Genomic DNA, 25031 nt, shown 5'->3' on the forward strand with positions numbered 1-25031 from the left:
ATCACAATGTCGAGGGAGCAGATGCCAAAGGTCACGGTGCGCTACTGGGCCGCCGCGAAGGCCGCGGCCGGGGTCGCCGAGGAGCCGTACGACGCGGTCACCCTCGCCGAGGCGCTCGACGCGGTGCGTGAGCGACACCCCGGCGAACTCGCGCGCGTGCTGCAGCGATGCTCGTTCCTCATCAACGGTGACCCCGTGGGGACCCGCGGACATGAGACGGTACGGCTGGCCGACGGCGGCACGGTCGAGGTGCTCCCGCCGTTCGCAGGAGGGTGAGGATGACCGAGCAGCCGTACCAGAACCAGAACCCGTACCCGCAGGGGTACGACCCCCAGTGGCAGCAGGCGTACGACGACCAGTACGCCCAGCAGTACACGCAGCAGTGGCAGGGGCAGACGTGGGAGACACAGGTGCAGCCGCCGGTGTCCTACCAGCCGCAGCCGCAGGCCCAGCCGTATGCCTATCCGCAGGAGCAGCATGCGCAGCCGCAGCCGTATGTCCAGGCACCTGAAGAGGCCCTGCACACCGGCGCTTCCGAGCCCGCCCCGGCGTACGGTCCCGCCACGGTCGCCGGGAACTCCCGCATAACGGACGCTCAGCGGGCGCGCCTCGAGGGCCGTTCCCCGATCATCGAACCGGGGATGCAGCCGGCCGCGCTCACGGCGCTGCTGGGTCTGCTGCTGTCCGGTGCGGCGGCGCTCGGCTCGTACGCCCTCCTCGTCCCGCTCGTCGCCCTCCAGGCCGTCACCGCGGCGGGCTGGTTCCGGCTGAACGGCATGTGGCCGGCGCGGCAGGGCATCGCTCTCGCCTTCCTCGGCGCGTTGGTCGCGGACGCGGCGCTGCTCGTCGCGGGCCGCGGACAGGGGCCGGCGGCCATCCTCGGCACCCTCGGGGTCTGGGTCCTGCTCTCCCTGGTCCTGCAGCTGCGCTCGCACGCCGATCCGGACGAGCGGATGTACGGCCTGATGGCCACGGTCGCCTCGGCGGCGCTGGCGATCGTGGAGGCCGGCTACCTCGCCGCCGGCGCGGACGCGGTGACCGTCGGCGCGGCGGCGGTCGCGGTGGCCGTCCTGGCGCGTGCCCTGCCGCTGCCGACCCCGGCGTCGGTCGTCGTCTCCCTGCTCGCCGCCGCCGGCGCGGGCATCGCGGTGGGCGGCATGACGGACTTCGGCACGAAGGGCGCCGTCCTCGGCGCTGCGGCGGCAGCGTGCGCGCTGATCGGTCACCGGGTGGCGAGCTACGACTACCCGTCGAGGTTCGTCCACTTCACGGCCGGCGTGGCTCTCCCGCTGAGCGCGGCGGCACCGCTGGTATGGGTACTGGGCCCGTGATCATCAAGCCCTTCCGGCGTTTGAGGACGGGGCCCGCAGGGCCGACATCGGGTGGCTGGGGGCTGCAAGCCCCCAGGGACGGTGACCTGACTCCCCGCGCCCTACGTCACAGCTGATCGACAATCCCCCGGCCGACCCCCCGGCCAGGGTTACGCTCGCGAACGGTGGCCACTCGACCCGGAGAGGCCGGACCGTCAGACCGTCGCCCTAGTCGGCCAGTTGGGGGAACACCGGATGCGCGCCCTGCGAATACTCCTGATCGTCGTCGTGATCCTCGGCGGTCTCTTCGTGATCGCCGACCGCGTCGCCGTCCACTTCGCCGAGAACGAGGCCGCGGACAAGGTGAGGACCACCGAGAACCTGGCCTCGACCCCGGACGTCTCCATCAAGGGCTTCCCGTTCCTCACCCAGGTCGCCTCCGGTGAACTGGACGACGTGCAGATCGGCATCAAGGACTACGAGGCCGACACGGGCGCCGGCACCGCCGGCAACAGCGCCGGTGTGCCGAAGACGATCCGGATCGACGACCTGAAGGCCGACATGAAGGGCGTCTCCTTCTCCGGCGACTACAGCTCCGCCACCGCGACCAGCGCGACCGGCACCGCCACCGTCGCCTACGACGAACTCCTGAAGGCCGCGAAGTCCGAGCCGACGCAGATCCTCCCCGGCATCAAGGCCCAGGTCGTCGACCTGTCCGACGGCGGCAACGGCAAGATCAAGGTCAACATCAAGATCACGACCCCGGCCGGCGCCCGGACCTACCCGGTACTCAGCTCGGTCACCGTCGACGGCGACTCGGTGAAGGTCCACGCCGACGACCTCCCCAAGCTGGTCGTCGACCTCGCCGACGCCCGCATCCGCTCCATCACCGACTTCCAGCAGACCATCGACCGGCTGCCCGGCGGTGTGAAGCTGGACAGTGTGCAGGCCGCGAAGAACGGTGTGGAGATCACGGTGAAGGGTTCGAACGTCAGGCTGGCGGGGTAGTACGAGCCCCGGCGGGCGGCGGATCGTACGCAGTCCGGGCAGCGCGGCCGTCCAGAAGGTGAGACGCCGTCGTCCGTACCGCAGATGTGATGACGGATACAGCCGCTCCCGAGCCGTGCGGTCGCGGCCCGGACCCCACTCTCATCCCACATCCCGGACGATCGCGTCTCGCCATATGACACGCCGGTGACACGGTCGCCTGTCCGTCCCTACGATCGACCACTATGAAGCGACAGGCGGACCTCACGAAGCGGCGGGCAGTAGACCTGTGCCGCGTCGCCGCCATGCTCTGTCGCCCCTTCTGAGCGGACGGCGCAGGCCTCCGCATCCCCCCGCCCTGTTCAGGGCACCGGTGCGCCGCCCCCGCACGAGCGCGCGTACCCCTCACACTCGTATGCCCCGCCGCAACTGCCCCGGAGGAGAAAGAGCATGAGCCGCAGCGACGTCCTCGTCGACGCCGACTGGGTCGAGGCCAACCTCGACGACCCGAACATCGCGATCGTGGAGGTGGACGAAGACACGTCCGCCTACGAGAAGAACCACATCAAGAACGCGATCCGCATCGACTGGACCAAGGACCTGCAGGACCCGGTCCGCCGCGACTTCATCGACCAGGAGGGCTTCGAGAAGCTCCTGTCGGCGAAGGGCATCGCCAACGACACTCTGGTGATCCTCTACGGCGGCAACAACAACTGGTTCGCGTCCTACGCCTACTGGTACTTCAAGCTCTACGGCCACGAGAACGTCAAGCTCCTCGACGGCGGCCGCAAGAAGTGGGAGCTGGACGCCCGCGAGCTGGTCGAGGAGGTCCCCGAGCGCCCGGCGACCGACTACAAGGCCAAGCCGCAGGACACCTCCATCCGCGCCTTCCGCGACGACGTCGTGGCGGCGATCGGCTCGCAGAACCTGGTCGACGTCCGTTCGCCCGACGAGTTCTCCGGCAAGCTGCTCGCCCCGGCCCACCTGCCGCAGGAGCAGTCGCAGCGCCCGGGTCACGTCCCGAGCGCCCGCAACATCCCGTGGTCGAAGAACGCCAACGACGACGGCACCTTCAAGTCGGACGACGAGCTCAAGGAGCTCTACGCCGAGGAGCAGGTGGACCTGGCGAAGGACACCATCGCCTACTGCCGCATCGGTGAGCGCTCCGCGCTGACCTGGTTCGTCCTGCACGAGCTGCTCGGCGTGGAGAACGTCAAGAACTACGACGGCTCCTGGACCGAGTACGGCTCCCTCGTCGGCGTGCCGATCGAGCTCGGCGCCAACAAGTAACCACCCCCCGTTCGACCCGACCGGCCTTCCTCCGGTCAGACCCCTCTTGGAGAAAGACATGTGTGGAGCGAAGGCCGGCGGCCCCGACGCCTCGACGATCAAGCCCGGTGAGACCACCATCCAGGGTCAGGTGACCCGCGACGGCGAGCCGGTGACGGGCTACGTCCGTCTGCTGGACTCGACCGGCGAGTTCACCGCCGAGGTCCCCACCTCCGCGACGGGCCAGTTCCGCTTCTACGCGGCCGAGGGCACCTGGACCGTCCGCGCGCTGGTTCCCGGCGGCACCGCCGACCGCACGGTCGTCGTCGCCGAGAAGGGCGCGCTCGCCGAGGTCGCGATCGCGGTCTGAGACACCGAGACCGACGCAGGGCCGTACCACGGGTGAACACCCGTGGTACGGCCCTTCGCCGTGCCCCGGCCTACTCTGGAGACATGCTGGCCCGCCGCCGTCGTACGTATTTCGCCATGATGGGTACCTGCGTGGCGCTGTTCGTCCTGGCCTGGGGAGTCGTCCGGATCTGGTCGGTCCCGGCGGCCGTCGCCATGTGCGTGGTGGCGATGGTCATCCCGCCCGTCGCCGCGATGGTCGCCAACCGGCGCGGCCCCGACGACCGCTGGTGGGACGACCCGTCCGGGGACCCGCAGTCGGACGAGTGGTGGGACGAACTGGACGGCAAGAAGCGCCGTCAGTAGACGAGCGCCTGTGTGTCGTCGCCCAGCGCCTCCTGCACGAACACCTGGGCCCCGGCGATCCGTACGCCCTCGATCACGTCCTTCTCCGTGATGTCGCGCCGGGCCGCGCACTGCGTGCACAGCGTGACGCGGCCGCCGGCGAGCAGGGAGTCGAGCAGATCCGGCAGCGGCGCGGCGTGCGGCAGCTCGAACTCGGCCGCCCGGCCCGGCAGCGCGAACCACGCGGACTCGCCGGTCAGCCACAGGGAGACGTCGACTCCACTGGCCACGGCCACCGCCGCCACGGTGAACGCCTGCGAGCAGCGCTCGGGAGCGTCCGCCCCGGCCGTCACCTTGATCACGAGCTTCTTCGCCATGGCCGAATCGTAATCAACGCACCTACAACTCCGGCCCCCGGCCATGAGTCTCCTGTGAGCGCGCATACGGAATGCGTGCTTCACGTTTTGTGGGGGGACGTCTTGGAAGTACCCGAAGTGCCCGAACAGTCAAAGGAGCCGGACATACCGCAAGCGGCGCCGGTGACGCCGGCGCCGGTGACGCCGGCAGTTGCGCCCGCGGAGCCCGACGCGCCCGCGGAGCCCGACGCGTCTGCCGAGCCTGTCGTGGTACGGCCGCGGCGCCGTGGCCGTACCGCCCTGCTGATCGCCTGTGCGGCGGTCCTGGGCGTCGTCGCCGGCACCTGCACCGGCTACCTGATCCAGGCCGACCGCAAGCCGACGACGCTGCCCTCGCTGTCCCAGCCGACGCTCGGCCGGGCGAAGGGCGACGCTCCCGAGCCGCTGTCCGCCGCGCAGGACCGCCAGGTGAAGGTCGACGGCGACCTGCGCAAGCTGCTGGTGAAGAAGCCCGCCGGTGCGAAGGACGCCCCGTGGCTCTCCAGTGACGGCTGGATGGACCTGGCCGAGTACGCCGCCAGCTACGAGAAGCCGGGCACGATGTTCGGCAACCTCGTGAGCGACGAGTTCCGCCGCGCCGCCGTCACCGGCTGGACGGTCGGCAACCACCAGACCACCGAGATCTACCTGGTCCAGTACCGCCAGCAGCAGTCCCTGGAGGCCGCGGACTCCAGCGACAACGGCCAGTACTGGGCCGCGAAGAAGGCCGGCACCGACAGCTGGCCCGTCCCCGGCACCGGCAGCGGGATGGTCTACGTCCACACCAGGCCGGAGACGAAGGTCGGCTACATGCCGGTGTACGGCGCGGAGGCGCACGCCTACCGCGGTGACGTCGCCCTGGAGATCTGGATGTACGACACCAGGCCGATCCCGAAGGCGAAGATCATGGACCTGGCGAAGCGGCAGATGGAGCGGCTGTGAGCGAGAACCCCAACGAGCCGGCCGTCCAGCCGGCCCTCCAGCCGACCAGCCAGCCGGCCGAGCCGCCCGTCGCGCCGTCGGCCGAGCCGCCCGTCGCGCTGTCGGCCGAGTCGGTCGCCGCACCCTCGCCCGAGCCGCTCGCCGCGCCCTCGCCCGAGCCGGTCGGGTCGCCCGAGTCGCCCGCACCCCTCGCCCGCAAGCCCCGCAACCGCGGCCGTATCGCCGCCGTGGCCGCCTCCGCCCTGCTCGCCGCGGCCGTCGTGGCCGGCGTCGGCTACACCGTCGTCACCGTCGACGGCGCCGACCGCGATGCCGGCGCCGCCGTCTGGAAGTTCCCGGAGCAGAAGGCACCCGAGGCGAAGAAGGCCCCGGTGAAGGGCCTCGCCGGGCTGCTCGTGGCGTACGGCGACGGCTGGAAGCGCGGTCCGGACTTCGGTCAGTTCGCCGCCGACTCGGAGCTCGGCGCCGCCCAGGCCACCGCGCTGCGCAAGGAGTCCCTGCGCGACCTGCCGCGCACCGAGCGCAAGCAGCTCGAGAAGCTGATCGACAAGGAGCACGTCAAGGGCATGGCGATGCGCAGCTACGCCAAGGAGGCGGGCAGCGCCTTCTTCACGGACACCGCAGTCACCGTGAACATCACGCTGTCCCGGATGGAGAGCCCGGCCGTCGTCCGCAGGCTGTCGAACTCGCAGAACGCCCTGTTCGGCTCCCTCGACGTCTTCCGCAAGGGCCCGAAGGTCAAGGGGCACAGCAACGCCCAGTGCTTCCTGCCGCCCAAGAGCCTCGACAAGCACCTGGACGCGATGTACTGCTCCGCCTACCAGGGGAACATCCTGGTCCACGTCACGGCCAACGGCGTGAAGCCCTTCGACTCCAAGGGCGTCGCGGAACTCCTGGCGGACCAGCTCAAGCGCATCGGCGATCCCGGGGAGGCGGTATGACCGAGCAGACGGAACAGCAGCCCATGACGGCGCCGCCGATGCCGGAGGCACCCCCGGCCCAGCCGCAGCCGCTGCCGCAGGCCGAGCAGCAGCCGCCGGTCAAGAAGGACCGCCGCGTGCTGCGCGCGGTCCTGCGCTGGACCGCCGCCGTCACCGCGTTCGCCGCGGTCGGGGCGGGAACGGCGTACGGGATCACCGGAATGCAGCGGACCGACCTGCCCGGCCTCGCAACGCAGTCGGACGGGCGCTGGGACTACCCGACGCTCACCAGGCCGCCGCTGCCGTCCGGCAGTCCGGAGCCCTTCGCCGAGGGCAACACGGGCGGCACCCACTACGTTGATCTGCGCGCCCTCCTCCTGCCCGCCCCCAAGGGAGCGGTGGCGGACGGGAAGCTGCGCGGCACGGACGGCTGGCTGGCGACGAAGGACTTCCTGGCCGAGTACGCCCAGAAGGAGACCCGGGACAACCTGAAGCAGTCGTTCGTCGACGACGGTCTGCGGCACATCGCGGCCCGCGGCTGGACCACCCCGGACGGCACGCACACCCGCGTCTACCTGCTGCAGTTCGGCACGGCGGCGGTCGTCGACGACCTGTTCTCCAGCGAGGCCCCGGCCGACGGCCCCACCGACCAGCTGCGCGGCACCATCACCTCCGTCTTCGACAACGACTTCCCGAGCGAGGCCCACGACTACAACGTCGAGTACTCGGCCTACGTCGAGACGACGCCGTACGGCGCCGAGCAGACGCGGCAGGCCTACCTGTCCGCCGGTGACGTCCTCGCGGTGATCGTGCAGTCCAGGAAGGGCAAGGCCAGGCCCGTACCGTTCCGGCAGACGGTGGCCCTGCAGAGCCAGCTGCTCGGCTGACCGCGGCCTCGGCGTACCTCACACGGAGCACCGGGCCCCGGCCGCGTAAGCTGGGGCCCGGCCCTGTGCACGTACCGCACCTCCGCTCAACAAGGAGCACGTCGTGGAGTTCTTCTTCGAAACCCTGCTGGTCCTGGTCTGCGTCGGCGTCCTCGCCTTCGCCTACCTGACCGTGAAGAAGCTGTACCAGGGCCAGCGCTGAACCCTCTCCAGGAACCCCTCCAGGAATCCCTCCAGGAATAGCCACTCATGATCGAGATCCCGTCCGACCTCCACAAGGACCTCGTGCCCCTCGCCTTCCTGCTCGGCAGCTGGGCCGGCGCGGGCGTGCACGACTTTCCCGGTGCCGAGAAGTGCAACTTCGGACAGGAGGTGGCCTTCTCGCACGACGGCCGGGACTTCCTGGAGTACGAGTCGCACACCTGGGTCCTCGACAACGACGGCAACAAGGTCCGCCCGCTGGAGTCCGAGCACGGCTTCTGGCGGATCGACGCCGACCGCAAGGTCGAGGTCACCATGGTCCGCAACGACGGTGTCGTCGAGGTCTGGTACGGCGAGCTGGCCGACAAGAAGCCGCAGATCGACCTGGTCACGGACGCGGTGGCGCGCACGGCGGCGTCCGGCCCGTACACGGGCGGCAAGCGTCTGTACGGCTACGTCAACAGCGACCTGATGTGGGTCGGCGAGAAGCAGACCCCCGAGGTCGAGCTGCGCCCCTACATGTCGGCGCACCTGAAGAAGGTCGTCACCCCCGAGGACGTCGAGCGCTGGGCCAAGGCGCTGCCGGACGACATGCCGGACGACGGAATCGCCTTCTTCAAGTAGTTCTAGACTCTCCGGTGTGGTGAGCACCGACTGGAAGAGTGATCTGCGGCAGCGCGGTTACCGGCTGACCCCGCAGCGGCAACTTGTGCTCGAAGCCGTGGACACACTTGAGCACGCGACCCCCGACGCCATCCTCACGGAAGTGAAGAAGACGGCGTCGGGGGTCAACATTTCCACGGTCTACCGGACGCTGGAGCTCCTGGAGGAACTGGGCCTGGTCAGCCACGCCCACCTCGGGCACGGCTCTCCCACCTATCACCTCGCCGACCGCCATCACCACATCCACCTGGTCTGCCGGGACTGCGAGAACGTGATCGAGGCCGATGTCTCGGTGGCCGCCGAGTTCACCGCGAAGCTGCGCCGGGAGTTCGGCTTCGAGACCGACATGAAGCACTTCGCGATCTTCGGCCGCTGCCAGGACTGTTCGCTGAAGAGTTCAACTACCGAGTCGTAGGCTTGTGCCCATGAAGAGCCCCCTGCTGTCCCTGCCCGGCGCCGTCCCCGCCGAGGGTGCGGACGAAGGCGTAGCCGCCCACTACGGTGACCTGTTCCGTGAGCAGCGCGCCCTCGCCGACGGCACCGGTTTCGTCGACCTCTCGCACCGCGGTGTCATCACCGTCTCCGGCGAGGACCGGCTGAGCTGGCTGCACCTCCTGCTCACCCAGCACGTCAGCGACCTGCCCGCCGGACAGGCCACCGAGGCCCTGATCCTCTCCGCCCACGGCCACATCGAGCACGCGCTGTACCTGGTGGACGACGGCGTGACCGTCTGGGCGCACGTCGAGCCGGGCACCCAGGAGGCGCTGATCGCGTACCTGGAGTCGATGAAGTTCTTCTACCGGGTCGAAGTCGCCGACCGCACCGCCGAGTTCGCGGTCGTGCACCTGCCGGCCGGTTCGATCGCGGAGGTCCCGGAGGGAGTCGTCGTACGCGAGACGCCGTACGGCCGCGACCTGTTCCTGCCCCGCGCGGACCTGGAGTCGTACGCGGAGAAGGCGGGCCCCGCCGTCGGCATCCTGGCCTACGAGGCCTTCCGCGTCGAACAGCACCGGCCCCGCCTCGGCTTCGAGACCGACCACCGCACCATCCCGCACGAGCTGGGCTGGATCGGTACGGCGGTCCATCTGCAGAAGGGCTGCTACCGCGGCCAGGAGACGGTCGCCCGGGTGCAGAACCTGGGCAAGCCGCCCCGCCGTCTGGTCTTTCTGCACCTGGACGGCAGCGAGGTCCACCTCCCCACCGCCGGCACCGAGATCCGCCTCGCCGACGAGGACCCCGACGGCCGCAAGATCGGCTTCATCACGACGTCCGTACGCCACCACGAACTGGGCCCGGTGGCCCTCGCCCTGGTCAAGCGGAACGTCCCGGTGGACGCCCGCCTGATGGCGGGCGACACGGCGGCGGCCCAGGAGGTCGTCGTCGAGCCCTGAGGACTCTGACGTCCTCAGATCTCCAGCAGGACGGTGAACGGGCCGTCGTTCGTCAGCGACACCCGCATCATCGCGCCGAACCGGCCCGTCGCCACCGTTGCTCCCAAAGCCCGCAGCTGGGCGACGACCTCGTCGACGAGAGGTTCGGCGACATCGCCGGGGGCGGCGGCGTTCCAGGTGGGGCGGCGGCCCTTGCGGGCGTCACCGTAGAGCGTGAACTGGCTGATGACGAGCAGCGGGGCGTCGATGTCGCTGCACGACTTCTCGTCGTGCAGCATCCGGATCGACCACAGTTTGCGGGCGAGCTGGGCTGCCTTCTCCTTGGTGTCCTCGTGCGTGACCCCGACCAGGACACACAGCCCCTCGCCGATGATCTCCCCGACCGTCTCGCCGTCGACGACCACGCTCGCGCCGTCGACCCTCTGCACCACTGCACGCATGCGCCCATCATGCCGGGCCGTCCGGAAGGGGTTGTGCGCGGGGTGATTATAGATCCTTAACCCCCCATCTGGGGCCGATCAGGGGCACTCGGTCACATAGCGGCCACTTGGGGTGGCACGATGCTGTCCACACGCCGGGCGAGGGGACGGTAGAGGCACATGAGCACACCGAGTACCGGGCGGCAGCCCGTCTCGTGCAGGGGAGAGCGGGCGCCGTCGAGGCCGCCCACGCAGCGCACCGACAGCCCGGTGGGACCGGTCGCACCGGTCGCACCGATCGCACCGGTGGGACCGATCGCACCGACGGGACCGCGACTGCCCGCCGGTCCGCCCGAGCACGACCTGACCTTGCTGGGCCTGCCCGAACTGCGCACCCTGCGCCGGGACGCCCAGCGTGACGAGGCCGACCTCAGCTATGTCCGGCGGCTGCTGCAGGGCCGGATCGACATCCTGCGCGCCGAGCTGGCCCGGAGGTCTCCGGCAGGGGCGGCGTCCGTGGTCGAACGGCTCTCGGAGATCCTCACGGACGCTCCGACCCGCCACCGCTCCTCCGCCCGCCACGTCACGCTGGGCACCCCGCACAGCGCGGAGTACCGGCAGCTGGCCGCCGACATGCTGGCCGAGGTCGAACTCTCCGACCTGGCCGCCCGTACGGACCTGGAGCTGAACACCGCCATGGGCCGCCTCGTGCGGTACGAACAGCAGGTCTCCCGCCGCCGGCAACGCCTCCAGCGCACGACGGACGACTGCAGCGCGGAGATCACGCGGAGGTACCGGGAGGGGGAGGCACAGGTGGACGACCTGCTGGTGTGAGGCGGGGGAGCGGGCCGCGGGCGCCGCGGGGGCGGGAAAAAGCCCGCGACACCCCCGAGGCCGTACACCTACCGTGAGCCCATGAGCCTCTCCGCCGACATCGACGTCCGCCCGATCACCGAGGCCGAGTTCCCCGACTGGCTGCGCGCAGTGAACACCGGCTTCCTGCGCGAGCCCACCCCCACGGAAGCCGAACTGGACGCCCGCCGGATCCAGTTCGAGCCCGGCCGCTATCTGGGCGCCTTTGACGGGGGCAGGTGCGTCGCGACGTACCTCTCCTTCTCGCAGGAGGTCACCGCGGTCGGCGGCGCGCCGGTCCAGGCCGACGCGGTCTCCGGGGTCACCGTCACCGCCACCCACCGCCGGCGCGGCCTGCTCACCCGCATGATGAGCCGGGACCTCGCCGAGGCGAAGGAACGCGGCGACGTCGTGGCCACGCTCATCGCCGCCGAGTACCCGATCTACGGCCGCTACGGCTTCGGCGCGGCGACCACCGCCACCGAGTGGACCGTGGAGACCCTCCGCACCGGCCTCGATCCGCGCTGGTCCGGCCCGGCAGACGGCGCCCGCGTCGACATCGTGGACGCCGAGGAGGTCCGCAAGTTCGGCCCCGAGCTCCACGACCGCTTCCGCCGGGCCACTCCGGGCGCCGTCAGCCGCAAGGACTGGTGGTGGCAGGTCAACACCGGCGCCCTGCGCTTCCACCCGAAGTGGACCGAGCCGTTCTTCGCCGCCTACCGAGCGGCCGACGGCACGCTCGAAGGCCTGGTCGCCTACGAGGTGGAGGACTGCTGGGGAGACGGCAAGCAGCAGCCGCAGGACACGGCGGTCGTGCGCGGGCTGATCGCGACGACCCCGGCCGCCGAGCGGGCCCTGTGGTACCACCTCGCCTCGATCGACTGGGTCACGCGGGTCAAGAGCGGCCCCCGCGCCCCCGACGACCTGCTCCCCCATCTCCTGCCGGACCCGAGGGCGGCCCGTATCACCTCGCAGGCGGACTGGCTGTGGGTGCGGATCCTGGATGTCGTACGGGCCCTGGAGGCGCGGACGTACGAGGGTTCGGGCTCGCTGGTGCTGGAGGTGACCGACCCGGCGGGTTACGCGGGCGGCCGCTACCGGCTGGAGGCGTCGCCGCAGGGCGTGTCTTGCGCCCCGACGAAGAACGACGCGGAACTCTCGCTGAACATCACCGAGTTGGCGCGACTGTGGCTCGGTGACGAGTCGGCGTCGCGGCTGGCGGCACTGGGCCTGGTTCGGGAAGAACGAGCGGGCGCCGCCATGGTGGCCGACGCCCTGCTGCGTACGTCCAGGCGCCCTTGGTGCCCGGACATGTTCTGAAAGCCCCTTCCCGCTCGACGACGGTTGCCTGTTCATCCGTAGCTGTGCTCTTCAGTTGTGGCTGTGCGGGTGGAGCTGTTCGGTTGTGGCTGTGCGCATGGAGCTGTTCAGTTGTGGCTGTGCGGGTGAGGCTGTTCGGTTGTCGGTGTGGAGTTGTGGCTGTGCGGACTGACCGGGCTCCCAGCTCCCCTCCGGAAGGGAGCCCGGCCAGCCGAACCGGGATCAGGCCTCACGTCCGATGGACGATGCAGCCAACCCTTCGGAAGCTTGACCATGTTGCTGAAGTTGGCTACCAACTTCACTTCACTTATCTCCGCTTGGAAGCGTCTCATAACCACCTTCCTCGGAACTGCCCAAAGATGGCGGGAAGTTGTAGTGTTTGGTTGTGGACCCGAAACACGCCTCCGCCAATGGAGGGACGCGGTCACAGCGGCCACAGACGTCACATCAGGACGTGGCCGACGAGCTGCGCGCTCGGATCAGGTCGGGCCGGCTCGGTGCGGGTCAACGCATGCCCACGCAGGCGAAACTGGCCGACGAGTTCGGCGTCGAGCGCGGTGTCGTACGCCAGGCGCTGCGGATCCTGCAGTCGGAGCACCTGCTGACCAACGTATCCAAGGGGGCTCCCGCGACGGTGGCTCCCGATCCGGGGCTGCGCAGCGCCCTGACCGGCCCCGGAGCCCCACCGCTGCCCACGATGGTGGCCCTCGCGCCCCGGATAGCGAACGCCTTCGCGGCCCCGCACGTCGAGATCGACGCCCTCTGCCTGACCTCGGTCTCCCTCACCCTCGCCATCGGCGAACCGCTGCGCCAGATCCACGCGGGGCGATTGAAACCGGCCAAGTTGGACGTCCGTGTGCTGCTGCCCAGCCGCGACATCGAACTGGCCTTCCCGACGCCGGTGGACCCCTCCGTCGACGGCCGGCTCCAGCGCCGCTGGCTGGCCCAGCGCAACGCCCAAGGTCAAGTCCTCAAGCACAACCTGCTGGCCCTGCGGGCCACGCACGGCATCGACGTCCGGGTCACCTTCCGAGCCCTGCCCTTCACGCCGCCGGTGAAGCTGTACCTGCTCAACGGCATGGAGGCCCTCTTCGCGTACTACACGCTGACGCGACGCGAGGAGGAGATCGACCACGAGCACCTGGAGATGTACGACGCCGAGGGCACCCAGTCGATGCTGTTCGCCTTCGAGCAGGGCGCCGGCCTGCGCGACACCACCTTCGTCGAGCAGTCGCACCTGTGGTTCAACGCACTGTGGGAGACGATCAGTTCGGAGCTGTTGCTCACGAGCTGATGTCTCCCACAGCGTCTGAACGGCTGCTTCTCGGCTCATAGAGCGGGCCCCGCGACCAGCAGGGCGAGCACGACGGCCCCCATCGAGCTGACGGTCGGGTTCTTGGCCTTGATGCCCACGGTGAGCAGGAGCAGGCCGATGATTCCGGTCACGCCGTACTTCCACTGGATGGTCTGCTCGATGCCGACGACGAAGATGGCGGAGAGGAGGGCGAGGGCAGGCACGGTGGTTCCCCCTTCAGGCGGCAGAGTCGGCGGGATCGAGGAAGCCGAGGAAGCAAACCTTCCGCCAACTAGACCAAGTTGGCAGCCAACTCTGATTAAGTTGTCCCCACTTGGCAGCTACTCATAAACAACTCACAAACAACTCCCGATAGATGGATGTGAGTTGTACCGTTTGGTCGTGACCCAGGAGAACGTGGCAGTGAACGGCAGCAGAAGGCTCTCCCCCCAGGAGATCGCCGACATCCTGCGGGAGCGGATCAACAACGGCGACCTCAAGGCGGGCGACCGCCTGCCCACTCAGGCCGAACTGGCCGAGGAGTTCGGGGTGGAGCGCGGCGCCGTCCGCCAGGCCCTGCGCGTACTCCAGGACGACGGCCTGCTGACCAACGTCAGCAAGGGCAGCCCACCGCGGATCGCGACACCGGCGCCGGCCGTGGGCGAACCGCAGCCGACGATGGTGGGGCTGGCGCCGCGGCTGGCGGAGGCGTTCGCGGCCGACCACGTCCGCGTGGACGCCGCGTGCCTGACCGCGGAGACCCTGATGCTGGCCCTGGGCGAGCCCCTCCGCCGTATCCACGGGGGCGAGATACGCCCCCGGTCGATCGACGTCCGCATCCTGCTGCCGTCCCGGGAGATCGCACTGGCCTTCCCGGTCCCCGTCGACGGCCGCGGCGACGACGACCCGGTCCACCAGCGCTGGCTGGCCCAGCGCAACGCCCAGGGCCAGGTCCTCAAGCACAACCTGCTGGCCCTGCGCTCCTCGCACGGCGTCGACGTCCGGGTCACCTTCCGCGCCCTGCCGTTCACTCCGCCCATCAAGCTCTACCTGCTCAACGGCAGCGAGGCCCTCATCGCGTACTACATGATCACCAAGCGAGAGGAGGAGTGGGACAGCGAAACCCTGCAGATGTACGACGCCCTGGGCGGCAAGTCCCTCCTCTTCTCCTTCGAACAACGAGCCGGCCAACGCGACGCGGCCTTCGTGGAGCAGTCCCAGAAGTGGTTCGACGCCCTCTGGGAAACCATCACCACGGACCTGACACTCTCCTAGTGACTTCTCATGTGACGCAGACTGATCGGGTGACGGTAGAGACAGGGAACCTGCGAGAACTGATCACCCGCGCCCGTTTCGTACTCTTCGACTTCGACGGACCCATCTGCCGGCTGTTCGCGGGGCATGCGGCGGAGGACATCGCCGACAGTTTCGTGGAGTGGCTGGAGATCCGGGGTCTGTCCGGCGTGCTCACGGACGAGGAGCGCAAATACGAGGATCCACAGGCGCTGCTGCGTGTCGTGGACCTCCGGCACCCGGGCAGCGACCTGGTGACGGAGATGGAGGAACGTCTCACCACGGAGGAGATCAAGGCCGCGGCGACCGCGATGCCCACTCCCTTCGCCGACCCGCTGATCCGCACCTGGACGGCGGTGGGCTGCCGCCTGGCCATCACCACGAACAACTCGGCCAGGATGGTCCACGAGTACCTGGCCAACCGCGGACTGCTCTCCTGCTTCGCGCCCCACGTCTACGGCCGTACCCGCGACCTCGGTCTGCTCAAGCCCGACCCGCACTGCCTCAACCGCGCCCTGCGCGCCATGGGGGCGGCACCGTCCGAGGCCCTGATGATCGGCGACTCGCCCGCGGACGTGGAGGCCGCACGCCAGGCCGACGTGCCGTTCCTCGGCTACGCGCGTAACGAGGACAAGTCGAACACCCTGAGGAACGCGGGCGCCGAGACCGTGGTCGACTCGCTGTGGCCGCTGCTGGAGATACTGAAGGGCGGCCGTGGGCCGGTCGGTCCGCGGACTTGACTGGTTGACTGACGCATGGCGGTCCGACCGTCGCGGGGACCTGGCGAGCGAGCCGCTTCAGGCCTGGGTCATGAGCAGGACCAGCATGATGGCCCCGATGGAGGCGCAGGTCGAGTTGCGGGCCCGGATGCCGGCGCCGAGGAGCAGCAGGCTGATCACCCCCAGCGCCCCGTAACGTGTCTGGAGCAGCTGGTCCAGGGCCATGCTGAGGACAGCGGCCACCAACTGGATCGCGATCATGGGTCCCCCTGACTTCGCCTGCCGACATGCGATCAACTTGCAGTCCAATTGGACTGGTTATCGCAATGACGTTCTGCCCTGACTGGTTGATCCCTTAACCGGCAGGCGAGTTGGACTGTCGATTTGACTGGAATCAGGTTTCCTCGGGGGCGAAGAGAGGTACGGTCGCGGTGTGAGCAGCGAGCAGGGCGGTGAAGGTGGCGGCGGCAGGTCCGCTCGCCTCGCCGCCGTTCTGCGGTCTCGTATGGCCGACGGTACCTACGCGTTGGGGTCCAAGCTTCCGGCGCAGCGAGAGCTGGCCGACGAGTTCGGCGTATCCCGGGACACCGTGCAGCGGGCGCTGGGGGAACTGCAGAACGAGGGATGGATCGCCTCACGTCAAGGCAGCGGTTCCACGGTCCTGAAGGACCAGCGGATCGACTCGCCGGCCGTCGGCAAGTGGCCCGACCGCAAAGTCACGTTGGGGCGGCTCATCGGGCAGGCCTTTCAGCAGTCCGAGGTGACGCTGGACGTCTTCACGCTCACCGCGGAGTCCCTGGACTCGCACATCCGGTACCAGGGAGAGCTGATCCAGGCCGGCGAGATCAGGCCGGAGAGTGTGGCCCTGCGCGTCCTGTTGCCCACCGAATCCGTGGAGCTCCCGTACTGGCGCTCCGACGACCCGCACGAGGACGTGCTCCTGAAGGACCGGTTCGTCGGCATCATGCGCCGGTCGACGGAGACCCTGCGCAGCGTGATGAGCCAGTTGAAGACCTCGAAGCTCGTGCCCTCGGTCCACTTCGAGATCCGGCGTATCAAGCTCGCACCGACCTTCAAGCTCTATCTGGTCAACAACGAGGAGGCGCTGCACGGCTTCTACGAGATCGTCATACGCCCCATAGAGCTGGAGGGCGGGCGGCAGATCACGACGGCGGATGTGGAAGGCGTGGCCGCGAGGCTCACGCACCATGTGAAAGACCCGCAGTCGCAGGGAGCGGTTTTCCTGGACGGCATGCAGAAGTGGTTCAACTCCGCCTGGGAGGGACTCGGAATTCCGGAGAAGAAGTCGGGGGGAATTCCCTGAGTTCTCGCGCGGCTCTGATGACCGGCTGATGCGAGGAAACCACGACTTTCGCTCCCATTTCCTTCATCTGCGCGGCCCGGACCCGTTTCTTCGTGTAGCCGAGGAATGCGGTTCCCGCCGCACGGGCGGCGTGCAGGTCCGAGAGTTTGTCGCCGATCAGCAGGCATTCGGAGGCCTTGACGGACAGTTTGTCGATGGCCCGGTGCACGCAGTCCGGATCCGGTTTCATGAGCCGTGCGTTGTCCGGGTCCCGGCCGAAGACACCGTCGAACACCGAATGGAGCCGCACCCGGGGCAGTTCGAGGTACCTCCTGATCGGGTCCTCGGCGTTGTTGCTCACGACGGCCAGGCGCCTGCCGAGGTCGGACGACAGCACCCTCACCAGCGTGAGGACGCCCCACGCCCGTACGGCGGTCTCGACGGCCAGGTCCTCCGCCCGCGTCACGATGTCCTCGGCGCGTTTGAGGGCCACCGGACTCAGGCCGTCCGGCTCGGCGTCGTACATGAGCCTGAGGCGCAGGAGGGTGTGGTGCGAGTCGACGCACTCCTCGACGTCCGGAGCGAGACGCGCACGGCCCCACTCCTCCCGCGCGGCCCGTCTGATGTCGTCCGCCACGTCGTTCGTGGTCGACCGGGTGCGGGGATCCCGTGGCCGGCCCGCGAAGAGGGCGCAGATCGGCCCGTCGAAGTCGAAGAGGACCGCCTTCGCGCGACCGAGAAGGGTCAGCAGGTCACCCTGCGGGTCGTCCTGGTCGTCGGTCGCTTCGTCCAAAGGGCCTCCTTGCGGTCGAGGTGCCAGTTTCGCCTACGGCGAGGGACGGCCGCCAGTGCTTCCGGCGGGTTCACGCGCAGGTGTCGGCTCCCTCGCGCGCACGTACGCCGATTAGACCAACGAGGCGACCGGACCCTCGAATACCCGGGTTCTGCACCGGTGCTCGAGTGCCGGGTAGTAGCCTGCGTCCCTCTTCATCATCGGCTCGATCAGAATGGCCGGAACCCAGCGCATGACATCCGCCTCGCTCCCCGACAGTCCGTCGCGGATCGCCGAGTTGAGCGTCGACGGCAGTGTTGTCCGGGACACGTTCACGGGGTATCACCATGTGACGCGTGTCCTGCGGTACGAGGACCGGATCTGGGTCAAGTGCCGGGAGCCCCGCGCGCAGATCCTGTGGTTCGACCGCAGGTGCTTCACGTCGGAGGAGGAGCTGCTCCTGAACCTCAGGGAGCTGGAGATCGAGCGCGTGCCCGGCGTCGTGACGATCGACCGTACGCACTTCCAGGGGTTCATCGAGGGCCGGACCCTCGGCGTCCGGCACTGGTGGCAGAGCCGCCGTGTGCCCGAGGTGTTCACCGACCAGCTGCTGGAGACCTTCCGTCAACTGGTGCAGATCCGGCCGGACATGCTCAAGGCGCAGCGGCGCTGCACGACGGAGGACCGGTCCGACGACTACGACACCGAGGGATTCCTGGAACGCCTGATCGTCTTCATGGAGGAACAGGTCTACACGCCCAACCTGCCGCTGTTCCATGGACTGTTCGGTGAACTCGGAATCGGAGAGGAATCGTTCACCCGCTTGCGGAAGAGCGTGTACGGTCTGAAGCGGCGTCCTTTCTCCCTGCTGCACGCGGATCTGCATCGAGAGAACCTCATCGTGGACCCCCAGGGCCGGATCTGGGTCATCGACTGGGAATTGGCCATGGTGGGGGACCCGTTGTACGACCTGGCCACCCACCTCTATCTCATGAAGTTTCCGGAGCTCCAGGAAAGACGTATGGCTCAGGAATGGAGCCGGGTCGTCGAGCGCGCGCGGCGGGGAAGTTCACACGGCTGGGAGGACGACCTGCCGCGTATTCTCGCCTTCAAGAAGGGGCAGTCGGTCTTCACCGACGTCATTCGCGTGTCCCTGCAACTGGACCGGCGAGGAGACCTGGACCGGGCCGGTCTTCCCTTCGCCGCCGTCAGACTGCACAGGATCCTCCTGGCGGCGGCCGGGCCGCTCGGACTGGAGGCCGTGCCGAACCGCTCGCAGATCGCGAAGGCCCTCGTCCGGTGGCACCGGACGGCGGACCTGGGCAAGAGACCCACCGTGGACGTGGCGTCCTCCGCATCTTGACCGTGTGTGTCCCGCACACCACACGCAGTGCAGTAGTTTTCCTCTCCTTACCTCGAGTCCGGCTTCGGCGACCGTCCGACGACCAGGAGCGGCCTAGTGAGCGCTGGCCCTGTTCCCCGCCCCCTGTCGTTGGGGCGCCCCGTGAGCGACGAGATCCACCGGCTCCGGCGGTCGCTTCCGGAGATCGGTCGGGGCCATCACAACGACATCCACCTGTGCGAGGTGCCCCCGTCACTGGCCGCGCACCTTCGTGTGGAGCCGGGCACGAAGGTGATCGTGAGGTTCCGCAAGGCCGGTGTGCTGCCCGTGGTCGCCCGTACCTGGTTCGACGAGGCGGCGATCCGGCGGTGCCTGCAGAACCACCAGCCGGACGTGCCCGGGTGCCTGGCCGAGGGCGAGGGCTTCGCGATCTACGAGTACGCCGAGGGCCGGCCGCTGTCCGACCACTCCGAGAACGGCAAGCCCGTCGACGCCTTCCAGGTCGAGGCGCTGACGGGGCGGATGGCCATGACGTTCCAGGTGAAGGCCCGGGAGCTGCCCCGGCTGCCGTCGTCCTGGCCCCGCCCGGGCGACAGCCAGGGCTTCTGGCTGCGGCAGGCGGGCCACGCGGAGTGGGCCATCCGCAAGCGGCACTGGGCGGAGTTCGGCGCGCTGTTCACCGACCTGGGCATGCCTCCGGACGCCCTCGTCCGGCTGTGCGAGCGACCGCCGGTCCTGCGGCCCCGGCCCTTCGGCCTGCTGCACGCGGACCTGCACCGCGGCAACGTCATCGTGCCCGCCCCGGACTCACCCGGCCTCGTCCCCATCGACTGGGAACTGGCCACGTACGGCGACCCGTTGCACGACCTCGCCACGCACCTCGTACGGATGCGGTACCCCGATCACCAGTGGGACGAGGTGATCAGCGTCTGGGCCACGGTGTTCACGACCCGAATAGGCCCGGAGGCCGTCGCTGGACTGGCGGAGGATCTGCCCCACTACCTCAGGCTCGAGCGGGCACAGTCGGTCTTCCCGGACGTCATGCGCGCGGTCGACGTTCTGGGTTCCAGGTCCAAGGTGTCGGACGTGGACCGGGCGGCGGAATCGGTGCGCCGGGCCCTCGAGGCGGCCCAGGAGCCCCTTCGGCTCCCGAGCGTTCCGCGCACGTCCGAGATCACGCAGATCCTGTTCCGCTGGTGGGGCGGTCGTCCCATGGCCCCGTCCGGACTGCGCACCACCCGGGTCGGCGCTGTGGACTGGGACCCCGATCACCGGTTTCCGGAGCGCCCCGAGTTCCCGGCCTCCGCGGTCGGCATGGCTCTCGTGGCCGAGGGCGCCGCTCCGGACGAGCGCATCCACCGGGGCACCGCACACCGCAACGTCCTGGTCTCGCCGGCGGAGTTCCCCTTTCCGGTGATGGTGCGGCGCCGCTCGGTCCAGGCGCGCCCGCCCGAGGGAGCCTTCCTCAGCGAGCGGGCCGTACTGCTGGCCATCGAGGCTGCGGGCGTTCAGGTGGCGGTCCCCAGGCTTCTCGCGGTGGGCAGCACCTACCCGTGCGATTCGTTCGCCATCCACACCTATGTCGGACATCCGGATCTCGACCGTCCGCCCGAGCACCCGACGCAGGGGCTGAGCCCGGGCGAGGCGGACGCCCTCGTGGACCAGCTCCGTGCGCTGACCGGGGTGGACCACCGGCCGCTCGACCCGACGGCCGACGAGGGGGGCTTCCTCGCTCGGCTGTGCGCTGAACTCGTGGCCGTCACACGCCACATGCCCGAGGGGGCGCTACGGGTCGCGGGGGCGCTCGGTCTTCCCGACGCCGACGTACTGGCAGAGATCCTCTCAGGGCTCCGGGTGACCGAACGGGCCCCTGTCCTGCTCCACGGCGATCTGCACAGGTGGAATCTCGTACGGCGGGACGACGAGCTGCTGCTCACTCTCATCGACTGGGAGAAGTCCCGGATCGGTGACCCCCTCTACGACCTGGCCCGGCACATGTATCTCGCGCGGCCGGAGCCCTCGACGCGCGTCCGCATGTTCGAGCGCTGGGCGTCCGGCCTCGGCCCCCGGTACACGCGGGACCACCTCAGGGACTTCGACGTCTACCACGGGTTCGAGACCGTACGGTCGGCCTACCTCGACCTCGGCCGGGAGTTCTCCGGCGTGGGTGTCGGCACTCCCTACGTCAAGCACGCCCTGACCTCGTACAAGAGCACCGTGCGGGCGGCCCTGCGCGTGCTGTCGACGTGGGGCGACCGGTAGGCCTCCGTCGGCGGTCCGATGGGCCTCCGCCGTCCGCTCCAGCCGCTGGTTACGCTCGCCCCATGAGCGACATGGGCCTGCGGGAGCGTAAGAAGCGGCGGATGTACGAGGTCGTTTCCGAGACTGCCGTCCGGCTGTTTCTGGAGAAGGGCTTCGATGTCGTCTCCGTCGCCGAGGTCGCCGCCGCGGCCGGGATCTCCAAGCCGACGCTCTTCCGGTACTTCCCGGCCAAGGAGGACCTGGTCCTGCACCGGATCGCCGACCACGAGACGGAGGCCGCCCGGGTGGTGGCCCAGGGGCCGACGCCGATCGCGGCGCTTCGGCGGCACTTTCTCGACGGGCTGGAGCGGGACGACCCCGTCACCGGGCTCAACGACCACCCCCAGGTGCTCGCCTTCCACTCCCTCCTCTACGGCACCCCCTCCCTCGTCGCCCGCGTGTACGCCTACCAGCAGCGTTCCGAGGACGCGCTCGCCCAGGCGCTGGGCGGTGGGCTGGAGGCGCGGCTGGCCGCAGGGCAGATCGTCGCCGTCCAGCGGATCCTCGCGCTGGACAACTGGCGGCGGATCGCCGCGGGGGAGCAGGTCGACGAGGTGCGGCCGGACGCCGTCGCCGCCGCCGAGCGGGCGTTCGAGATGCTCGCCGTCGGGCTGCCGAGGTTCGCCTAGCATCGGCACAGGCGATACACGGTAAAAAATTTAACTCGGTTACGTTTTATCGGTACCCTCGTCCGCATGACGTCAGCCGACCCCGCCGCCCTGACCGAACCCCTCCACTCGGCCCTCCACCACGAACGCGCCCACCACGAACGCTGTCGCACCGCCCTCGCCGCCATGGTCGACGGCGCCCAGGAACAGGTCGTCGTCGGCGAGGACGTCTCCGCCTCCGGCGCGGACGCCGAGGTGCTCGGCCACCGGCTGCGCAGCCAGGCGAAGCACATGCGCGAACTGCCCGAAGGGCCGTTGTTCTTCGGACGGCTGGACCACGCCGAGGACGCGGGCGAGCACGCCGGGCAGAGCTACCACATCGGGCGCCTGCGGATCAGCGAGCAGCCGACCCTCCCACCCCTCGTCGTCGACTGGCGCGCACCCGTCTCCCGCGCCTTCTACCAGGCGAGCGCCGGCGATCCGCAGGGAGTGGCGAACCGGAGGCGGTTCGGCTGGGCGCCCGGCAGCAAGGGCGCGTCGGCGGACCTGACCGGGTTCGAGGACGAGCACCTCGGGCGGGGCGAGTCACGCGTCAGCGACATTGTCGCCCGCGAGATCGAACGCCCCCGCGTCGGACCGATGCGGGACATCGCGGCGACCATCCAGCCCGAGCAGGACGATCTCGTACGAGGGGATCTGGGGCGGTCGGTGTGCGTGCAGGGAGCCCCGGGGACGGGGAAGACCGCCGTCGGACTGCACCGGGCCGCCTATCTCCTCTACACCCACCCGCAGCGCGTCCGGCGCGGCGGACTCCTCATCCTCGGCCCCAACCGCACGTTCCTGTCGTACATCTCCGAGGTGCTTCCCGCCCTCGGCGAGACCGGGGTGCGGCAGTCGACGCTCCAGGAGGAGATCGCCCGGCATCCCGTGAAGGGAGTCGACAGCGACGCGGCGGCCGCCCTCAAGCACGATGCGCGGATGGCGCAGGTGCTGCGCCGGGCCCTGTACGCGCGCGTGTCGGACGTGGGCGTCGATGCCGTCGAGATCCCGGACGGGTCGTACCGGTGGCGGGTGCCGGCCGGTGAACTCGTGCGGATCGTGGAGGGTGTGCGGGCGGAGCAGCCGCCGTACGGGACCGGGCGGGAGCGGGTGCGCTCGCGGGTGGTGCGGGCCGTGCAGCTGCGGGCCGAGCGGCGGGCCGGGCCGCAGTCCGGGGCGTGGGTGCAGAGGATCTCCCGGGCGCGGGCGATCAGCGCGTACGTGGACATGGTGTGGCCTCGGGTACGGCCCGAGGAGGTCGTCGCCCAACTGCTCTGCGATCCAGATGCCTTGAGCGCCGCCGCCGACGGACTGCTCGACGCCGGCGAGCAGCGGGCGCTGCTGTGGGACAGGCCGCCCCGGTCCTGGAAGTCCGCCCGGTGGTCGGCGGCCGATCTCGTCCTGCTGGACGAGGTCGCCGGACTCGTCGAGCACCCCGAGGGGTACGGGCACGTCGTCGTCGACGAGGCCCAGGACCTGTCCCCGATGGAGTGCCGGGCGATCGCGCGGCGCGTGCCCTTCGGGTCGCTCACGGTCCTCGGGGACCTGGCGCAGGGCACCACGCCCTGGGCCGCGCGGTCGTGGGAGACGACCCTGCGTCACCTGGGCAAGTCCGACGCGGCCGTGGTGCCGTTGACCACAGGGTTCCGTGTGCCGGCGGCCGTCGTCGCACTCGCCAACCGGCTGCTGGAACGGCTGGACGTCGACGTACCGCCGGGCCGGTCCCTGCGCGCGGACGGGGAGCTTCGGGTGCGGGAGGCCGCGGGGGAGGTGACCGCCGAGGTCGTGGACGCCGTACGGGACGCGCTGCGCGGTGAGGGGTCCGTGGGGGTCGTCGCGGCCGACGCGGACATCGAGCGGGTGCGGGCCGCGCTGGAGGCGGACGGGGTCCCGGCCGCCGGGCCGCAGGAGCTGGGCGCCCGCGTGACCGTCGTACCGGCGAGTGAGGTCAAGGGGCTCGAGTACGACCATGTCGTCGCCGTCGAACCGGCCGCGATCGCGGAGGCCGAGCCGCGCGGGCTGCACCGGCTGTACGTCGTCCTGACCCGCGCGGTGTCACGGCTGGAGGTGGTGCACGGGCGGCCGTTGCCCTTCTAGCCCCCGTCACGGGGTCGGCGGCCCGTGCGCCCCGGTCAGTTGCCCGCGTCGAGGAGCGGGATCAACTCCTCCTCCTCGTACGTCAGATGGGCCTCCAGCTCCAGAGTCAGGCGCTCGACCTCGGCGCGGGCGGTCGCCGGGTCCGCGGTCGCGTCGGTCACGGCGCGGCGCAGGTCCTCGACGAGCGCGGCGATCCGCTCGTGCTCCTCGCGCAGCCGCCTGAAGACCGGGGCGGTCCCGGGGTGGCGGTCGGCGAGCAGGGGGAACATGACCGTGTCCTCACCCGCGTGGTGGTTGCGCAGGCCCTGGCAGAAGGTCAGGCAGTTGACGCGGAGCTGGGCGCCGAGGGTGCCGCCGCCCGAGCCGTTCGTCATCTCCCCGCGGATCAGGGCGAGTTCGCGGCGGAAGACGTCGTGGACGAGCCTGATCGCCTCGCCGGGGGAGGAGGCGTTGATGTCCGGGGGCCCGGGGCGGCCGATCTCTTGGAGGGCGACCACGGGGATGAGGCGCTCGGTCTTCCTCTGGTACGCCGCCCAGCCCGCGTCGGCCTCCACCGCCCGCGCCCAGGCGCGCTCCCGTTCCTCGCCGTCCAGTACGAGGGCCCGGGCCTCGTACCGGAACACGCCGCTGTCGACGCCTACTTGAGGGTGTGCGAGGAGGTTGCGGTACCAGTCCGGGTGCCGGTCCGAGCCGCCGGCCGAGGCGATGACCAGGACCCGGCCGGCCCCGTCGGGGAGGTAGCCGACGGGGGTGGTGTGCGGGGTGCCGGTGCGGGCGCCGGTGGTGGTCAGCAGGAGGAGGCGGGCTTTCGCGAAGTACCCGCTCAGGCGGCCCTTGTTGGCGCGGAACTCGTCGATGATCTGTTGGTTGAACTCGTTGGGCATGAGGTGGGTGCTGCTTTCTCTGCGGCTGCGGCGGGAATCTCGGGAGGTTCCGAAGGCGGTGCAGAGAAGTCGGCGGGCTCCTGGCCCGCCGCGGCCTCACTCAGAGGCCGGGCACCCAACTCGCTCACGG

General features: G+C 69.9%; 29 protein-coding genes. 23 read left to right on the forward strand and 6 right to left on the reverse strand.

Features of this window, described 5'->3' with window-relative positions:
• Positions 1–21: 21 nt before the first annotated feature.
• The 7 genes from ACQF4J_RS24805 to ACQF4J_RS24835 all read left to right on the forward strand — a co-directional run bounded on the left by ACQF4J_RS24805 (position 22) and on the right by ACQF4J_RS24835 (position 4280).
• On the forward strand, positions 22–276 hold the full coding sequence (locus ACQF4J_RS24805; RefSeq protein WP_351560511.1) for a MoaD/ThiS family protein: 255 nt from the start codon (positions 22–24) through the stop codon (positions 274–276).
• Between the two features lie 2 nt (positions 277–278).
• On the forward strand, positions 279–1331 hold the full coding sequence (locus tag ACQF4J_RS24810; RefSeq protein WP_427166820.1) for a hypothetical protein: 1053 nt from the start codon (positions 279–281) through the stop codon (positions 1329–1331).
• Positions 1332–1565: 234 nt separating this feature from the next.
• Complete coding sequence (locus ACQF4J_RS24815) at positions 1566–2318, forward strand: LmeA family phospholipid-binding protein (RefSeq protein WP_351799159.1); 753 nt, start codon at positions 1566–1568, stop codon at positions 2316–2318.
• Between the two features lie 224 nt (positions 2319–2542).
• Positions 2543–2623 carry an Ms5788A family Cys-rich leader peptide gene (locus ACQF4J_RS24820; RefSeq protein ID WP_350751515.1) on the forward strand — a complete coding sequence of 27 codons (81 nt, stop codon included), beginning with the start codon at positions 2543–2545 and terminating at the stop codon, positions 2621–2623.
• Positions 2624–2747: 124 nt separating this feature from the next.
• Positions 2748–3587, forward strand: a complete 840-nt coding sequence (locus ACQF4J_RS24825) for a sulfurtransferase (protein WP_351560517.1) — start codon at positions 2748–2750, stop codon at positions 3585–3587.
• A gap of 58 nt (positions 3588–3645) precedes the next feature.
• Entirely contained in the window at positions 3646–3936 is a 291-nt protein-coding gene (locus tag ACQF4J_RS24830; RefSeq protein ID WP_043502058.1) for a DUF1416 domain-containing protein, read from the forward strand.
• Between the two features lie 83 nt (positions 3937–4019).
• Complete coding sequence (locus tag ACQF4J_RS24835; protein WP_058924526.1) at positions 4020–4280, forward strand: DUF3099 domain-containing protein; 261 nt, start codon at positions 4020–4022, stop codon at positions 4278–4280.
• Here the strand turns inward: ACQF4J_RS24835 and ACQF4J_RS24840 are convergent.
• Positions 4274–4636, reverse strand: coding sequence for a DsrE family protein (locus tag ACQF4J_RS24840; RefSeq protein WP_351560519.1), 363 nt, complete (start codon positions 4634–4636; stop codon positions 4274–4276). The genes ACQF4J_RS24835 and ACQF4J_RS24840 overlap by 7 nt on opposite strands.
• Before the next feature lie 177 nt (positions 4637–4813).
• Here ACQF4J_RS24840 and ACQF4J_RS24845 point away from each other — a divergent pair, with 177 nt between their 5' ends.
• The 6 genes from ACQF4J_RS24845 to ACQF4J_RS24870 all read left to right on the forward strand — a co-directional run bounded on the left by ACQF4J_RS24845 (position 4814) and on the right by ACQF4J_RS24870 (position 9658).
• Positions 4814–5596, forward strand: a complete 783-nt coding sequence (locus ACQF4J_RS24845; protein ID WP_427166821.1) for a hypothetical protein — start codon at positions 4814–4816, stop codon at positions 5594–5596.
• The gene (locus ACQF4J_RS24850; protein ID WP_427166822.1) at positions 5593–6537 is read left to right on the forward strand and encodes a hypothetical protein; all 945 of its coding nucleotides are present in this window, start codon (positions 5593–5595) and stop codon (positions 6535–6537) included. Before ACQF4J_RS24845 ends, ACQF4J_RS24850 begins: the two co-directional genes overlap by 4 nt.
• Positions 6534–7403 (forward strand): hypothetical protein, encoded by an 870-nt coding sequence (locus ACQF4J_RS24855; protein ID WP_351560525.1) that lies wholly within the window; start codon positions 6534–6536, stop codon positions 7401–7403. The genes ACQF4J_RS24850 and ACQF4J_RS24855 overlap by 4 nt, the downstream gene beginning before the upstream one ends.
• Positions 7404–7652: 249 nt before the next feature.
• On the forward strand, positions 7653–8228 hold the full coding sequence (locus ACQF4J_RS24860; protein WP_351560527.1) for an FABP family protein: 576 nt from the start codon (positions 7653–7655) through the stop codon (positions 8226–8228).
• Positions 8229–8244: 16 nt separating this feature from the next.
• The gene (locus tag ACQF4J_RS24865; protein ID WP_351560529.1) at positions 8245–8682 is read left to right on the forward strand and encodes a Fur family transcriptional regulator; all 438 of its coding nucleotides are present in this window, start codon (positions 8245–8247) and stop codon (positions 8680–8682) included.
• 10 nt (positions 8683–8692) lie between these two features.
• Complete coding sequence (locus ACQF4J_RS24870; RefSeq protein WP_351560531.1) at positions 8693–9658, forward strand: YgfZ/GcvT domain-containing protein; 966 nt, start codon at positions 8693–8695, stop codon at positions 9656–9658.
• A gap of 14 nt (positions 9659–9672) precedes the next feature.
• Here the strand turns inward: ACQF4J_RS24870 and dtd are convergent, their stop codons facing one another.
• A complete protein-coding gene (gene dtd / locus ACQF4J_RS24875) occupies positions 9673–10098 on the reverse strand; it encodes a D-aminoacyl-tRNA deacylase (protein ID WP_351560533.1) in 426 nt (141 codons plus the stop codon).
• Positions 10099–10257: 159 nt separating this feature from the next.
• Between dtd and ACQF4J_RS24880 the strand changes: the two genes are divergently transcribed.
• The 3 genes from ACQF4J_RS24880 to ACQF4J_RS24890 all read left to right on the forward strand — a co-directional run bounded on the left by ACQF4J_RS24880 (position 10258) and on the right by ACQF4J_RS24890 (position 13543).
• Positions 10258–10911 carry an aerial mycelium formation protein gene (locus ACQF4J_RS24880; protein WP_351799148.1) on the forward strand — a complete coding sequence of 218 codons (654 nt, stop codon included), beginning with the start codon at positions 10258–10260 and terminating at the stop codon, positions 10909–10911.
• An 81-nt stretch (positions 10912–10992) separates the two neighbouring features.
• Positions 10993–12249: a GNAT family N-acetyltransferase gene (locus ACQF4J_RS24885; protein ID WP_351560536.1), complete on the forward strand. Its 1257-nt coding sequence runs from the start codon at positions 10993–10995 to the stop codon at positions 12247–12249.
• Positions 12250–12628: 379 nt separating this feature from the next.
• On the forward strand, positions 12629–13543 hold the full coding sequence (locus ACQF4J_RS24890; protein ID WP_351560538.1) for a GntR family transcriptional regulator: 915 nt from the start codon (positions 12629–12631) through the stop codon (positions 13541–13543).
• A gap of 35 nt (positions 13544–13578) precedes the next feature.
• On the opposite strand, the gene ACQF4J_RS24895 is transcribed toward ACQF4J_RS24890, so the two are convergent.
• Positions 13579–13767, reverse strand: coding sequence for a hypothetical protein (locus ACQF4J_RS24895; RefSeq protein WP_351560540.1), 189 nt, complete (start codon positions 13765–13767; stop codon positions 13579–13581).
• Positions 13768–13939: 172 nt separating this feature from the next.
• Between ACQF4J_RS24895 and ACQF4J_RS24900 the strand changes: the two genes are divergently transcribed.
• Positions 13940–14818: a winged helix-turn-helix domain-containing protein gene (locus ACQF4J_RS24900; RefSeq protein ID WP_351561004.1), complete on the forward strand. Its 879-nt coding sequence runs from the start codon at positions 13940–13942 to the stop codon at positions 14816–14818.
• Positions 14818–15576, forward strand: a complete 759-nt coding sequence (locus ACQF4J_RS24905; protein ID WP_427166823.1) for an HAD family hydrolase — start codon at positions 14818–14820, stop codon at positions 15574–15576. The genes ACQF4J_RS24900 and ACQF4J_RS24905 overlap by 1 nt, the downstream gene beginning before the upstream one ends.
• Positions 15577–15633: 57 nt before the next feature.
• Here the strand turns inward: ACQF4J_RS24905 and ACQF4J_RS24910 are convergent, their stop codons facing one another.
• Positions 15634–15816, reverse strand: a complete 183-nt coding sequence (locus ACQF4J_RS24910; protein ID WP_351560544.1) for a hypothetical protein — start codon at positions 15814–15816, stop codon at positions 15634–15636.
• A gap of 172 nt (positions 15817–15988) precedes the next feature.
• On the opposite strand from ACQF4J_RS24910, the gene ACQF4J_RS24915 reads away from it, so the two are divergent.
• Positions 15989–16879 (forward strand): GntR family transcriptional regulator, encoded by an 891-nt coding sequence (locus ACQF4J_RS24915; RefSeq protein WP_427166824.1) that lies wholly within the window; start codon positions 15989–15991, stop codon positions 16877–16879.
• Here the strand turns inward: ACQF4J_RS24915 and ACQF4J_RS24920 are convergent.
• Complete coding sequence (locus ACQF4J_RS24920) at positions 16821–17651, reverse strand: HAD family hydrolase (protein ID WP_351560548.1); 831 nt, start codon at positions 17649–17651, stop codon at positions 16821–16823. The two genes, ACQF4J_RS24915 and ACQF4J_RS24920, sit on opposite strands and share 59 nt — an antisense overlap.
• A gap of 232 nt (positions 17652–17883) precedes the next feature.
• Between ACQF4J_RS24920 and ACQF4J_RS24925 the strand changes: the two genes are divergently transcribed.
• From ACQF4J_RS24925 to ACQF4J_RS24940, 4 genes are all read left to right on the forward strand, one after another.
• Positions 17884–18993 carry a phosphotransferase family protein gene (locus ACQF4J_RS24925; RefSeq protein WP_427166825.1) on the forward strand — a complete coding sequence of 370 codons (1110 nt, stop codon included), beginning with the start codon at positions 17884–17886 and terminating at the stop codon, positions 18991–18993.
• Between the two features lie 141 nt (positions 18994–19134).
• Positions 19135–21234 carry a phosphotransferase family protein gene (locus ACQF4J_RS24930; RefSeq protein ID WP_427166826.1) on the forward strand — a complete coding sequence of 700 codons (2100 nt, stop codon included), beginning with the start codon at positions 19135–19137 and terminating at the stop codon, positions 21232–21234.
• A gap of 62 nt (positions 21235–21296) precedes the next feature.
• Positions 21297–21902: a TetR/AcrR family transcriptional regulator gene (locus ACQF4J_RS24935; RefSeq protein ID WP_427166827.1), complete on the forward strand. Its 606-nt coding sequence runs from the start codon at positions 21297–21299 to the stop codon at positions 21900–21902.
• A 66-nt stretch (positions 21903–21968) separates the two neighbouring features.
• Positions 21969–24017 (forward strand): HelD family protein, encoded by a 2049-nt coding sequence (locus tag ACQF4J_RS24940; protein ID WP_427166828.1) that lies wholly within the window; start codon positions 21969–21971, stop codon positions 24015–24017.
• A 35-nt stretch (positions 24018–24052) separates the two neighbouring features.
• Here ACQF4J_RS24940 and ACQF4J_RS24945 read toward each other — a convergent pair whose 3' ends face one another.
• A complete protein-coding gene (locus ACQF4J_RS24945) occupies positions 24053–24901 on the reverse strand; it encodes a nitroreductase/quinone reductase family protein (RefSeq protein ID WP_427166829.1) in 849 nt (282 codons plus the stop codon).
• Positions 24902–25031 lie beyond the last annotated feature (130 nt).

Origin of the sequence: Streptomyces sp. C1-1, from assembly GCF_050214755.1 — a bacterium.
Lineage (GTDB): Bacteria > Actinomycetota > Actinomycetes > Streptomycetales > Streptomycetaceae > Streptomyces.